Annotated in this window: 12 protein-coding genes; 8 read left to right on the plus strand and 4 right to left on the minus strand. The window is 75.4% G+C overall.

Annotation, left to right across the window (positions count from 1 at the left end):
* Nucleotides 1-193 precede the first annotated feature (193 nt).
* The 3 genes from hemW to V1J52_RS09500 all read right to left on the minus strand — a co-directional run bounded on the left by hemW (nucleotide 194) and on the right by V1J52_RS09500 (nucleotide 3,111).
* The gene (gene hemW, locus V1J52_RS09490; RefSeq protein ID WP_330139207.1) at nucleotides 194-1,426 is read right to left on the minus strand and encodes a radical SAM family heme chaperone HemW; all 1,233 of its coding nucleotides are present in this window, start codon (nucleotides 1,424-1,426) and stop codon (nucleotides 194-196) included.
* A gap of 57 nt (nucleotides 1,427-1,483) precedes the next feature.
* Complete coding sequence (locus tag V1J52_RS09495) at nucleotides 1,484-2,335, minus strand: DUF3097 domain-containing protein (protein WP_330139208.1); 852 nt, start codon at nucleotides 2,333-2,335, stop codon at nucleotides 1,484-1,486.
* 74 nt (nucleotides 2,336-2,409) lie between these two features.
* Nucleotides 2,410-3,111: an MBL fold metallo-hydrolase gene (locus tag V1J52_RS09500; RefSeq protein WP_330139209.1), complete on the minus strand. Its 702-nt coding sequence runs from the start codon at nucleotides 3,109-3,111 to the stop codon at nucleotides 2,410-2,412.
* 257 nt (nucleotides 3,112-3,368) lie between these two features.
* Here V1J52_RS09500 and hrcA point away from each other — a divergent pair, with 257 nt between their 5' ends.
* From hrcA to V1J52_RS09525, 5 genes are all read left to right on the plus strand, one after another.
* A complete protein-coding gene (gene hrcA, locus V1J52_RS09505; RefSeq protein WP_330139210.1) occupies nucleotides 3,369-4,385 on the plus strand; it encodes a heat-inducible transcriptional repressor HrcA in 1,017 nt (338 codons plus the stop codon).
* Nucleotides 4,386-5,510, plus strand: coding sequence for a molecular chaperone DnaJ (gene dnaJ / locus V1J52_RS09510; RefSeq protein WP_330139211.1), 1,125 nt, complete (start codon nucleotides 4,386-4,388; stop codon nucleotides 5,508-5,510).
* Nucleotides 5,511-5,627: 117 nt separating this feature from the next.
* Nucleotides 5,628-6,365 carry a 16S rRNA (uracil(1498)-N(3))-methyltransferase gene (locus V1J52_RS09515; RefSeq protein ID WP_330139212.1) on the plus strand — a complete coding sequence of 246 codons (738 nt, stop codon included), beginning with the start codon at nucleotides 5,628-5,630 and terminating at the stop codon, nucleotides 6,363-6,365.
* A gap of 29 nt (nucleotides 6,366-6,394) precedes the next feature.
* The gene (locus V1J52_RS09520) at nucleotides 6,395-6,748 is read left to right on the plus strand and encodes a histidine triad nucleotide-binding protein (protein ID WP_330139213.1); all 354 of its coding nucleotides are present in this window, start codon (nucleotides 6,395-6,397) and stop codon (nucleotides 6,746-6,748) included.
* A gap of 17 nt (nucleotides 6,749-6,765) precedes the next feature.
* The gene (locus tag V1J52_RS09525) at nucleotides 6,766-7,683 is read left to right on the plus strand and encodes a ribonuclease Z (protein ID WP_330139214.1); all 918 of its coding nucleotides are present in this window, start codon (nucleotides 6,766-6,768) and stop codon (nucleotides 7,681-7,683) included.
* Nucleotides 7,684-7,776: 93 nt separating this feature from the next.
* Here V1J52_RS09525 and V1J52_RS09530 read toward each other — a convergent pair whose 3' ends face one another.
* Nucleotides 7,777-9,090, minus strand: a complete 1,314-nt coding sequence (locus V1J52_RS09530) for a family 4 glycosyl hydrolase (RefSeq protein WP_330139215.1) — start codon at nucleotides 9,088-9,090, stop codon at nucleotides 7,777-7,779.
* Between the two features lie 37 nt (nucleotides 9,091-9,127).
* On the opposite strand from V1J52_RS09530, the gene V1J52_RS09535 reads away from it, so the two are divergent.
* The 3 genes from V1J52_RS09535 (at nucleotide 9,128) to ybeY (ending at nucleotide 11,852) form a co-directional block, all read left to right on the plus strand.
* Nucleotides 9,128-10,198: a carbohydrate kinase family protein gene (locus V1J52_RS09535; protein ID WP_330139216.1), complete on the plus strand. Its 1,071-nt coding sequence runs from the start codon at nucleotides 9,128-9,130 to the stop codon at nucleotides 10,196-10,198.
* A gap of 124 nt (nucleotides 10,199-10,322) precedes the next feature.
* Nucleotides 10,323-11,315, plus strand: coding sequence for a PhoH family protein (locus V1J52_RS09540; protein WP_330139217.1), 993 nt, complete (start codon nucleotides 10,323-10,325; stop codon nucleotides 11,313-11,315).
* 39 nt (nucleotides 11,316-11,354) lie between these two features.
* Nucleotides 11,355-11,852 carry an rRNA maturation RNase YbeY gene (ybeY, locus tag V1J52_RS09545; RefSeq protein WP_330139218.1) on the plus strand — a complete coding sequence of 166 codons (498 nt, stop codon included), beginning with the start codon at nucleotides 11,355-11,357 and terminating at the stop codon, nucleotides 11,850-11,852.

The raw sequence follows: 11,852 nt of genomic DNA on the forward strand, positions 1-11,852 counted from the left end.
GCGTTCGCCACGCGGGTGCGGCGCCCACAGCGCACGGAAGAAGCCCCGCCGCCTCCGCTTCCCCCGGAGGGCGGCGGGGCTTCTCGCGTGGGCCACGCGCCGCCGCCGGGACGCCCGGAACGGCCCGAAGGTCCCGGAGGGCCCGAGCGCCCGGGGCGGCCCGAGCGTCCGGGGAGCGGCGGCGGCCGGGACCTCAGTCGACGAGGTCCCGCACCACGGCGTCCGCCAGGAGCCGTCCGCGCAGGGTGAGCGCGGCCCGGCCCGCCGCGTACGGCTCCGGGCGCAGCAGCCCGTCCGCGAGCGCCCGCCGCGCCGCCGCCGCTCCGGCGGGGGCCAGCAGGTCCAGCGGGCAGCCGTCGGCCAGGCGCAGTTCCAGCAGGACGCGCTCGACGCGCCGGTCCTCGGCGCTCAGCACCTCCCGGCCCGCGCCGGGGGAGCGGCCGGCCGCCAGCGCCTGCGCGTAGCCGCCCGGGTGCTTCACGTTCCACCAGCGCACCCCGCCGACGTGGCTGTGCGCGCCGGGACCCGCGCCCCACCAGTCGGCGCCCGTCCAGTACAGCTCGTTGTGGCGGCAGCGCCCGGCCTCCTGACGGGTCCAGTTGGAGACCTCGTACCAGGAGAAGCCCGCCGCCCGCAGCGTCTCCTCCGCGATGAGGTACCGGTCGGCGTGGACGTCGTCGTCGGTCATCGGCACCTCGCCGCGCCGCACGCGCCGGGCCAGCCGGGTGCCCTCCTCCACGATGAGCGCGTACGCCGAGACGTGGTCGGGTCCGGCGCCGACCGCGGCGTCCAGGGTCGCGCGCCAGTCGTCGTCGCTCTCGCCGGGCGTGCCGTAGATCAGGTCCAGGTTGACGTGCTCGAAGCCCGCGGCGCGCGCCTCGGCGACGCACTCCTCGGGGCGGCCCGGGGTGTGGGTGCGCTCCAGCACCCGCAGCACGTGGGCGCGGGCGCTCTGCATGCCGAAGGAGACGCGGGTGAATCCGGCCGCCCGCAGCTCCGCCAGGTACGCCGCGTCGACGGACTCCGGGTTGGCCTCGGTGGTGACCTCGGCGTCGTCCGCGAGTCCGAACTCCTCCCGGACGGCGGCGAGCATGCGGCCCAGGTCGGCGGCGGGCAGCAGGGTGGGCGTGCCGCCGCCGACGAACACCGTCCGCACCGGGCGCGGGTCGTCGCCCAGCACCTTCCGGGCGAGCCGCACCTCGTCGGCGAGCGTGGCCGCGTAGTTCTCCCGGGTGGCCAGGGTGCCGCCGGACCCGCGCAGCTCGCTGGCGGTGTACGTGTTGAAGTCGCAGTAGCCGCAGCGCGTCGCGCAGTAGGGGACGTGCAGGTAGAAGCCGAGAGGGCGGCCGGCGCTCCCGGCCAGGGCGGACGCGGGCAGCGCGCCGTCCTCGGGCACGGGCTCGCCGTCGGGGAGTGCGGAGGGCATGCGTCCATTGTCCGTGATCGCCCGCGCGGACGGTCCCGGGCCGGGCGCCGCCCGGGTTCACCCCGTGGGGCCGCCCACGGTGACGTGGTCGATGAGCCGCTCCACCGGGCCGAGCAGCTCCGGCTCCAGGTCGCGGTAGGAGCGCACCGAGCCCAGGATGCGCTGCCAGGCGGCGCCGGTGTTCTCCGGCCAGCCGAGCGCGCGGCACACGCCCGTCTTCCAGTCCTGGCCGCGCGGCACCTCCGGCCAGCGCCCGATGCCGACGGACGCGGGCTTGACGGCCGCCCACACGTCCACGAAGGGGTGGCCGACGACGAGGACGTCCTCGCCGCTGACCCGTGCCGCGATGCGGGACTCCTTGGACCCCGGCACGAGGTGGTCCACGAGGACGCCGAGCCGGGCGTCCGGGGTGGGGCCGAACGCCTCGACGACGGCGGGCAGGTCGTCCACGCCCGCCAGGTACTCCACGACGACGCCCTCGATGCGCAGGTCGTCGCCCCACACCCGCTCGACGAGTTCGGCGTCGTGGCGGCCCTCGACGTAGATCCGCCCGGCGCGGGCGACCCGGGCGCGCGCGCCGGGCACGGCGAGGGACCCGGAGGCCGTCCGCCGGGGCGCGGCCCTCTCCGGGCGGGACGCCGCGCGGGGCGGGACGAGGGTGGCGGGGCGGCCCTCCAGCAGGAAACCGCGCGGCTCCATCGGGAAGACGCGGTGTTTGCCGAAGCGGTCCTCCAGGGTGACGGTGGGGCCCTGCGCCGTCTTCTCCCAGCGGACGACCGCGCCGCAGAAGCCGGTCGTGGCCTCCTCGACGACGAGGCCGGGGTCCGCCGGGACCTCGGGGGCGGGAGCCTGCCGCTTCCAGGGCGCGGTGAAGTCCACGCCCGCGTACCTGTCATGACCGCTGCGCATGCGGCCATTGTGCCGTGCGGCCCCGGCGGGGGACGCCCTCCCGCGCGGCGCGTTGGCACCGGGCCCGTCCCGTCTCACCGGTGGCGGCGGGCCAGTGCGTCGCGCTGGCGGCGGACGAAGGCGGCGTCGACGAGCGCGCCGTGCCCGGGGACGTAGACGGCGTCCTCGCCGCCCAGCGCCAGCAGCCGGTCCAGCGCGGCGGGCCAGTGTGCGGGGTGCGCGTCGGGCCCGGCCTGGGGCGCGCCGGACTCCTCCACCAGGTCGCCGCAGAAGACGACCTCCGGATCGCCCGGCACCAGCACGGCGAGGTCGTGCCCGGTGTGGCCGGGGCCGACGTTGGCCAGCATCACCCGGCGTCCCCCGCCGAGGTCCAGCGTCAGTTCGCCGGAGACCTGGTGGCGCGGGGCGAGCAGGACGTCCGCCGCCTGCGCGGCGCGCTCCGGGTCCATTCCGTGCCGCACCGCGTCGGCGCGCAGCTCCTCCGCCGCGCGGGGGAACAGGTCCGCCGTGCCGACGGCGCCGTAGACCTCGGCCCCGGCGAACGCGGCGGTGCCGAAGACGTGGTCGAAGTGCGGGTGCGTGAGCGCCACGTGCGTGACCGGGAGCCCGAACCGCTCCCGGACCTCCAGGCGCAGCGCGGCGCCGTCGCGCAGCGAGGCGCCGGTGTCCACCACCAGTACGCCCTCGGCGCCGCGTACGGCACCGACCGTCTCGTCCCAGCCCGGCAGCCTGCGGCGTACGACGCCGGGGGCCGGCTGCTCCCACTCACCGGTCATGGGGCGACGCTAGCGCCCCCGGCACGGCGGCGCCCCCGGTGTCCCGCCCCGGCCGCGCCCGTGGCACCCGCCCCTGCGGCGCCCCCGGCGCGACTCCCGCCACGGCCGCCGTGCGACTCCCGCCACGGCCGCCGTGCGGCCGCCTTGCCCCGCCCGTAGGGCCCGGCCGTACACTGGCCCGGACACGTTGGCACTCGAACACGCGGAGTGCCAAGACGGGAAGCAGGCGGTCACGGCCGGACGGGAGGTGCGCAGCCATGCTCAGCGAACGCCGACTCAAGGTCCTGCGCGCGATCGTCCAGGACTACGTGGGCACCGAGGAGCCCGTGGGGTCCAAGGCGCTCACCGAGCGGCACAGCCTCAACGTCTCCCCGGCGACCGTGCGCAACGACATGGCGGCCCTGGAGGACGAGGGGTACATCGCCCAGCCGCACACCAGTGCGGGGCGCATCCCCACGGACAAGGGCTACCGGCTGTTCGTGGACCGGCTCGCGGGCGTCAAGCCGCTGTCGGTCCCCGAGCGCCGGGCGATCACGCACTTCCTGGACGGCGCCGTCGACCTGGACGACGTCGTGGGCCGCACGGTGCGGCTGCTGGCGCAGCTCACCCGGCAGGTCGCCGTCGTGCAGTACCCGTCGCTGACCCGGTCCACGGTGCGGCACGTGGAGCTGCTGGCGCTGGCCCCGGCCCGGGTGATGCTGGTGCTGATCACCGACACCGGCCGCGTCGAGCAGCGCATGGTGGACTGCCCGGGGCCGGTGGGGGAGAGCGCGGTGGCCGACCTGCGCGCGCGGCTGAACAGCCGGGTCGCCGGCCAGCGCTTCACGGCGGTCCCGCAGCTCGTGCAGGACCTCGCGGAGTCCTTCGACGCGGAGGACCGCGGCGCCGTCTCCGCCGTGGTGGCGACGCTGCTGGAGACGCTGGTGGAGGAGACGGAGGAGCGGCTGGTGATCGGCGGCACGGCCAATCTCACCCGCTTCGGGAACGACTTCCCGGTGATGATCCGGCCGGTGCTGGAGGCGCTGGAAGAGCAGGTCGTGCTGCTCAAACTGCTCGGTGAGGCCACCGACCCCGGGGTCATGGTCCGCATCGGGCACGAGAACGAGCACGAGGGTCTCAATTCCACGTCCGTGGTCTCGGTCGGTTACGGTTCCGGCGACCAGGCGGTCGCCAAGCTCGGCGTGGTCGGACCGACCCGCATGGACTACCCCGGAACGATGGGAGCGGTACGCGCAGTGGCACGTTACGTCGGACAGTTTCTCGCGGAGTCTTAAGTGGCCACGGACTACTACGCGATCCTGGGCGTGCAGCGCGACGCTTCGCAGGACGAGATCAAGAAGGCGTTCCGCCGGCTGGCGCGCGAGCTGCACCCGGACGTGAACCCGGACCCGAAGACCCAGGAGCGGTTCAAGGAGATCAACACCGCTTACGAGGTCCTGTCGGACCCGCAGAAGAAGCAGATGTACGACCTGGGCGGTGACCCGGCGGGCGGCGCGTCCGGCGGTTTCGGCGCCGGGGGCTTCGGCAACTTCTCCGACATCATGGACGCCTTCTTCGGCGCCTCCGCGCAGCGCGGGCCGCGCTCGCGCACCCGGCGCGGGCAGGACGCCATGATCCGTCTGGAGATCACCCTGGAGGAGGCCGCGTTCGGCACCACCAAGGAGATCCAGGTCGACACCGCGACCGTCTGCACCCCGTGCAGCGGCGAGGGCGCGGCCCCCGGCACCTCGGCGCAGACCTGCGACATGTGCCGCGGCCGGGGCGAGGTCTCCCAGGTCACCCGGTCCTTCCTGGGCCAGGTCATGACGTCGCGGCCCTGCCCGCAGTGCCAGGGCTTCGGCACGGTCGTGCCCACGCCCTGCCCCGAGTGCGCGGGAGACGGGCGGGTGCGCTCGCGCCGCAGCCTCACCGTGAAGATCCCGGCGGGCGTGGACAACGGCACCCGCATCCAGCTCGCGGGCGAGGGTGAGGTCGGCCCGGGCGGCGGCCCGGCCGGTGACCTGTACGTCGAGATCCGCGAGGCCCAGCACCAGGTCTTCCAGCGGCGCGGCGACGACCTGCACTGCACCGTCACCATCCCGATGACGGCGGCGGCGCTGGGCACCCAGTGCCCGCTGGAGACGCTGGACGGCGTCGAGGACGTGGACATCAGGCCGGGCACCCAGTCGGGGCAGTCGATCCCGCTGCACGGGCGCGGCGTCACCCACCTGCGCGGCAACGGGCGCGGCGACCTCATCGTGCACGTCGAGGTGACCACGCCCAGCAAGCTGGAGCCCGAGCAGGAGGAGCTGCTGCGCAAGCTCGCCAAGCTGCGCGGCGAGGAGCGGCCCACGGGCCAGTTCCAGCCCGGCCAGCAGGGGCTGTTCTCCCGGTTGAAGGACGCCTGGAACGGCAGGTGACACCGCCCGCGCCGCCCCCGGTGAGCGCCCCGCACGAGCATCCCCTCGCGCAGGCGCCGATGGGGGGCGGCGGTTCGGCCCGCCCGGAGGAAAGCGCCCGATGACCGGAAGTGCCCGATGACCGCCCCCGTCTTCGTCGTCGATCCCGCACGGCTGGGCACCGGCCCCGTCGTGGTGGACGGCCCGGAGGGGCGGCACGCCGTCTCCGTGCGGCGGCTGCGCGCCGGGGAGGAGGTCGTGCTGACCGACGGCGCGGGGCGCGGGGGGCTCGGCACCGTCACGGCCGCCACCGGCAAGGACCGCCTGGAGGTGGACGTGCGCGAGCTGCGCACCGAGCCGCCGCCACGCCCGTCCGTCACCGTCGTGCAGGCGCTCCCCAAGGGCGACCGGGGCGAGCTGGCCGTCGAGACCATGACGGAGACGGGGGTCGACGCCGTCGTGCCCTGGGCGGCGGCGCGCTGCGTCACCCAGTGGCGGGGCGAGCGGGCGGCCAAGGCGCTCGCCAAGTGGCGCAGCACGGCCCGGGAGGCGGGCAAGCAGGCGCGGCGGCTGCGCTTCCCGGAGGTCACCGAGCCGGTCACCACGCGGCAGCTCCTGCCGCTGCTGGCCGCCGCGTCCTTCGCCGCCGTCCTGCACGAGGAGGGCGGACGGCCGCTGGCCCGCGCGGAGCTGCCCGCCGGGGGGGACGTCGTGCTGGTCGTCGGCCCCGAGGGCGGCGTCAGCCCGGAGGAGCTGGCCGCCTTCGCGGACGCCGGCGCGCACCCGCACCGGCTGGGTCCCACGGTGCTGCGCACCTCCACCGCCGGGACGGCCGCCGCCGCGCTGCTGCTGGGCCGCACCGGCCGGTGGGGCTGACGGGGACGGGCTGCCGGTAGCATCCCCGCATGGCTGGAGAACCGCAGGCGGACTGCCTGTTCTGCAAGATCGTCGCGGGTGAGGTGCCGGCGACCGTCGTCCGCGAGACGGAGACGACCGTCGCGTTCCGGGACATCAACCCCCAGGCGCCCACACACGTCCTGGTGATCCCCAAGCTGCACCACCCCGACGCCGCCGCGCTCGCCGCCGCCGCCCCCGAGGTGGCCGCGGACGTGCTGCGGGAGGCGGGCCGGGTCGCGGAGGGGGAGGGCGCGGAGTCCTACCGGGTGGTGTTCAACACCGGGTCGGGCGCGGGCCAGACCGTCTTCCACGCGCACGCCCACGTGCTGGCCGGCCGCGGCCTGCAGTGGCCGCCCGGCTGACGGCACCCCAGACGCCCGTGTCCGTACGCGAACTCGTCGTCCTCGGCACCGCCAGCCAGGTCCCCACCCGCCACCGCAACCACAACGGGTACGTGCTGCGCTGGGACGGCGAGGGCTTCCTCTTCGACCCCGGCGAGGGCACGCAGCGGCAGATGCTGCGCGCCGGGGTCGCCGCGCACGACCTGAACCGGCTGTGCGTCACGCACTTCCACGGCGACCACGCGCTCGGCCTCGCCGGGGTGATCCAGCGCGTCAACCTCGACCGGGTGCCGCATCCGGTCACCGCGCACTACCCGGCGAGCGGGCAGCGGTTCTTCGACCGGCTGCGCTACGCGACCGCCTACCGCGAGACGGTCGCGCTGCGGGAGGAACCGGTCGCGGCCGACGGAGTGCTCGCCGCCACGCCCGCCTACACGCTCTCGGCGCGGCGGCTCTCGCACCCGGTGGAGTCCTTCGGGTACCGGCTCACCGAGCCCGACGGACGCCGCATGCTGCCCGGACGGCTCGCGGCGGCGGGCATCGCCGGGCCCGACGTCGGGCGCCTCCAGCGGGAGGGCGGGCTGCGCGGCGTGCGGCTCGCGGACGTCAGCGAGCACCGCCCCGGCCAGCGGTTCGCCTTCGTCATGGACACCCGGCTGTGCGACGGGGTGTGGGCGCTGGCCGAGGGGTGCGACCTGCTGGTCATCGAGTCGACGTTCACCGACGGGGACGCCGCCCTCGCCCGCGAGCACGGGCACCTCACGGCGGGGCAGGCCGGGCGGGTGGCCGCCGAGTCCGGCGTGCGGCACCTGGTGCTGACCCACTTCTCGCAGCGCTACGGGGACCCGGACGTCTTCGCGGAGCAGGCCCGCGCGGCGGGGTACGAGGGCGGGCTCACCGTCGCCCGCGACCTCCTGCGCGTCCCCGTCCCGCCCCGGCGCCCCGCCGGGCCGTGAGCCCGGCTCCCGTGACGCGCCCGGCTCCCCGGCCGTGAGCCGCCCGCCCCGCCGGGCCGTGAGCCGCCGCCGGCGCCCCGCCGCCCGGCCGCGTCAGTCCCGCCCGGCGCCCGGCTCCAGCCCGGCGCGGGCGAGGACGCGGGCCGCCACCGCGGGCGAGTCCACCAGCGGGTGCAGGGCCAGCGCCCGCAGCGCCGCCGTGCGCGAGCCCGTGCGGGCCGCCTCGACGACCGCCCGTTCCACGGCCTTGACCTGCAACATCAGCCCCAGCTCCGCGTCTCCCGGCGGCGCGGCGGGCAGCGGGCGCGCCCCGGCGCCGTCCACCTCGCACACCGTCTCGATCACCGCGTCGGGCGGCAGCGCCGCCACCGTGCCGCCGTTGCGCACGTTGAGGACGAGCCGGGCGGGCTCGTCCCGCGCGACGGCGCGCATCAGGGCGAGCGCCACCCGCTCGTAGCCGCCGCCGTCGAGGTCGCAGGCGTCCCGCTGCCAGCCGCCGGACGCCGCCCGGCCGTCGGCGAGGTAGGTCTCCTCGCGCTCCCGCCGGGTGGCCTCCCACAGCGCGTACGCCGCCTCCGGTTCCCGCGCGGCCCGGGTGAAGAACGCGTCCTGCTGCCGGGCCAGGAACTCCCCGCGCGTCTCGTCCGCCGCCCGCGCGGACCGGAGCGTCTCGCGGCGGAAGTAGTAGTAGTGCAGGTACTCGTTCGGCAGCGCGCCGAGCGCCCGCAGCCACGTGGCGCCGAACAGCCGCCCCTCCTCGAAGGAGGCCAGCGCCGCCGGGTCGGCCAGCAGGCCCGGCAGCAGCTCGGTGCCGTCCAGCGTCAGCGAGCGCAGCCAGCCCAGGTGGTTCAGGCCCAGGTAGTCGTAGCGGACGGCGTCCGGGTCGGCGCCCGCCGCGCGGGCCGCCCGGCGGACCAGCCCGACCGGGGAGTCGCAGATGCCGATGACCCGTCCGCCCAGCACCTCCGCCATCGCCTCGGTGACCATCCCGGCCGGGTTGCTGAAGTTGATGACCCACGCGTCGGGCGCCACCGCGCGCACCCGCTCCGCGATCCGCAGCGCCACCGGGACCGTGCGCAGCCCGTACAGCACCCCGCCGGCGCCGGTGGTCTCCTGGCCGAGCAGCCCCTCGGCCAGCGCCGTGCGCTCGTCGCGCACCCGCCCGGCCGTGCCGCCGACGCGGATCGCGGAGAAGACGAAGTCCGCGCCGCGTAGGGCGTCGTCCAGGTCATGCGCCACGCGCACCGCGGGGCCGCCCGCGCCCTGCCCGGCCAGCACCGAGCGGATGACGCCCACCCGCAGCGGGTCGGTGTCGTACAGCGTCACCTCCGACACGCCGCCGCCGGCCAGCGCGCCGTATACCAGCGGCACCCGGAAGCCGCCTCCACCGAGAATTGAAAGTCGCATGACACGGACCGTACCGACCGTCCGGCACACTGTCGGCATGTTCGATCCACTCGCCGCCGTGCGGACCCCGCAGGACCCGGCCTGCGACGTGTATCTGACCGGGACCGTCTTCCTCGACCTCATCTTCACCGGCCTGGACTCCGCGCCGGTGCGCGGCACCGAGTCCTGGGCCCGGGGCATGGGGTCCAGCCCGGGGGGCGTGGCGAACATGGCCACCGCGCTGGCCCGGCTCGGCCTGCGCACCACCCTGTCGTCCGCCTTCGGCGACGACATGTACGGCACCTACTGCTGGGACGTGCTCGCGCACGGCGAGGGCGTGGACCTCTCCCTGTCGCGGACGGTACCGGGCTGGCACTCGCCGGTCACCGTCTCCATGGCGTACGAGGGCGAGCGGACGATGATCTCGCACGGCCACGAGGCGCCGCCGCCCGTCACGCCGGACCCGGACGACCCGCCCCGCGCCCGCGCCGCCGTCGCCTCGCTCGTGCCCGGCGAGCGGCAGGAGTGGATCGGCCGCGCCGCGCGCCGGGGCAGCCGCGTCTTCGCCGACGTGGGATGGGACGACAGCGGCAGATGGGACCTGGCCGCCCTGCCGGACCTGGCGCACTGCGAGGCGTTCCTGCCGAACGCCGAGGAGGCCATGCGCTACACCCGCACCCCCTGCCCGCGCGCCGCCGCCCGCGCGCTGGCCGAGCACGTGCCGCTCGCCGTGGTCACCCTGGGCCCCGAGGGCGCGTACGCGGCCGACGGCGGCACCGGGGAGACGGCGGAGGTGCCGGGCGTCGAGGTGGCCGCGCTGGACCCGACGGGCGCCGGTGACGTGTTCGTCGCCGGTTTCGTCATGGCCTCGCTCGCGGCGTGGCCGCTCGCCGACCGGCTGGCCTTCGCCGGGCTCACCGCCTCGCTGTCCGTCCAGCACTTCGGCGGTTCGCTGTCGGCGCCGGGGTGGCCGGAGATCGCCGCCTGGTGCCACCGGGTCCACGCCTGCCCGCCGCAGGACCCGGCGGCCCTGTGCCGCTACCGGTTCCTGCGGAACCTGCTCGCGGACGGCACCCGCCCGGCACCGCGGCGCCGGGCCGTCCCCACGATCGGCTTCCGCGGCGCGTAGCCGGGAGCGGGCCCCGGCGGGGAGTTGCGGGAAAACTCTTCGGGCGTGTCGGCGCGGCGGCGTACCCTGGTAGCTCCAGCCACCGCAGCTACGGAGAGGGATGAGCAAGGCCCAGAGCCGGCCCATGACGCAGACATCCACCACCCAGGCACAAGCCCGCTTCGCCGTTCCCGCCAAGCACCCGATGGTGACCGTGCTCGGTTCCGGCGACTCCCTCCTGCGCGTGATCGAGGACGCGTTCCCCCGCACCGACATCCACGTGCGGGGCAATGAGATCAGCGCCACCGGCGACCCGGCCGAGGTCGCCCTCGTCCAGCGCCTGTTCGACGAGATGATGCTCGTCCTGCGCACCGGCCAGCCGATGACGGAGGACGCCGTCGAGCGCTCGATCGCCATGCTCCGCGAGGAGGGCACGGGGAACGAGACACCGGCCCAGGTGCTCACCCAGAACATCCTCTCCAACCGCGGCCGCACGATCCGTCCCAAGACGCTCAACCAGAAGCGCTACGTGGACGCGATAGACCAGCACACCGTGGTCTTCGGCATCGGTCCGGCGGGCACCGGCAAGACGTACCTGGCCATGGCCAAGGCGGTGCAGGCGCTCCAGTCCAAGCAGGTCAACCGGATCATCCTGACCCGGCCCGCGGTCGAGGCGGGCGAGCGGCTCGGCTTCCTGCCGGGCACGCTCTACGAGAAGATCGACCCCTACCTGCGCCCGCTCTACGACGCCCTGCACGACATGCTCGACCCCGACTCCATCCCGCGCCTGATGGCCGCGGGCACGATCGAGGTCGCACCGCTGGCGTACATGCGGGGCCGGACGCTGAACGACGCCTTCATCATTCTCGACGAGGCGCAGAACACCAACCCCGAGCAGATGAAGATGTTCCTCACCCGGCTCGGCTTCGACTCGAAGATCGTCATCACCGGTGACGTCACCCAGGTCGACCTGCCGAACGGCACCCGCAGCGGCCTGCGACAGGTGCAGGACATCCTCGACGGCGTGGAAGACGTCCACTTCGCCCGGTTGACCAGTACCGACGTCGTCCGGCACAAGCTGGTGGGCCGTATCGTGGACGCCTACGAGCGCTACGACGACCGCACCGGCGCCGCGTAGCCGAGCAGCGGGCCGAGACGACGGAGACACCAGCCGCACATGTCCATCGACGTGAACAACGAGTCCGGGCAGGAGGTCGACGAGCGGGCGATCCTCGACATCGCCCGCTACGCGCTGACCCGGATGCGCATCCATCCGCTCTCCGAGCTGTCCGTCATCGTCGTGGACGCCGACGCGATGGAACAGCTCCACCTCCAGTGGATGGACCTCCCCGGCCCGACCGACGTGATGTCCTTCCCCATGGACGAGCTGCGGCCGCCCGCCAAGGACGAGGAGGAGCCCCCGCAGGGCCTGCTCGGAGACGTCGTGCTGTGCCCGGAGGTGGCCGCGCGCCAGGCCGAGCAGGCCCCGACCGGGCACACCATGGACGAGGAGCTCCAGCTGCTGACCGTGCACGGCGTCCTGCACCTCCTCGGCTACGACCACGAGGAAGCGGGCGAGAAGACCGAGATGTTCGGCCTCCAGCGGGCCATCGTCGACGGGTGGCGGGCCGAGCACGGCCTCACCGGCCCCTCGCCCGCCCCCACCACGACGTGA

This window comes from Streptomyces solitudinis (assembly GCF_036323765.1).
Classification (GTDB): Bacteria; Actinomycetota; Actinomycetes; order Streptomycetales; family Streptomycetaceae; genus Streptomyces.

Bases quoted from the DNA above. Each gene is read 5' to 3' on its own strand.
- hrcA (WP_330139210.1), top strand. From the start codon at position 3,369: ATGCTCAGCGAACGCCGACTCAAGGTCCTGCGCGCGATCGTCCAGGAC.
- V1J52_RS09535 (WP_330139216.1), top strand. From the start codon at position 9,128: ATGTTCGATCCACTCGCCGCCGTGCGGACCCCGCAGGACCCGGCCTGC.
- V1J52_RS09515 (WP_330139212.1), top strand. From the start codon at position 5,628: ATGACCGCCCCCGTCTTCGTCGTCGATCCCGCACGGCTGGGCACCGGC.
- V1J52_RS09540 (WP_330139217.1), top strand. From the start codon at position 10,323: ATGACGCAGACATCCACCACCCAGGCACAAGCCCGCTTCGCCGTTCCC.
- ybeY (WP_330139218.1), top strand. From the start codon at position 11,355: ATGTCCATCGACGTGAACAACGAGTCCGGGCAGGAGGTCGACGAGCGG.
- V1J52_RS09520 (WP_330139213.1), top strand. From the start codon at position 6,395: ATGGCTGGAGAACCGCAGGCGGACTGCCTGTTCTGCAAGATCGTCGCG.
- V1J52_RS09500 (WP_330139209.1), bottom strand. From the start codon at position 3,111: ATGACCGGTGAGTGGGAGCAGCCGGCCCCCGGCGTCGTACGCCGCAGG.
- hemW (WP_330139207.1), bottom strand. From the start codon at position 1,426: ATGCCCTCCGCACTCCCCGACGGCGAGCCCGTGCCCGAGGACGGCGCG.
- V1J52_RS09530 (WP_330139215.1), bottom strand. From the start codon at position 9,090: ATGCGACTTTCAATTCTCGGTGGAGGCGGCTTCCGGGTGCCGCTGGTA.
- V1J52_RS09495 (WP_330139208.1), bottom strand. From the start codon at position 2,335: ATGCGCAGCGGTCATGACAGGTACGCGGGCGTGGACTTCACCGCGCCC.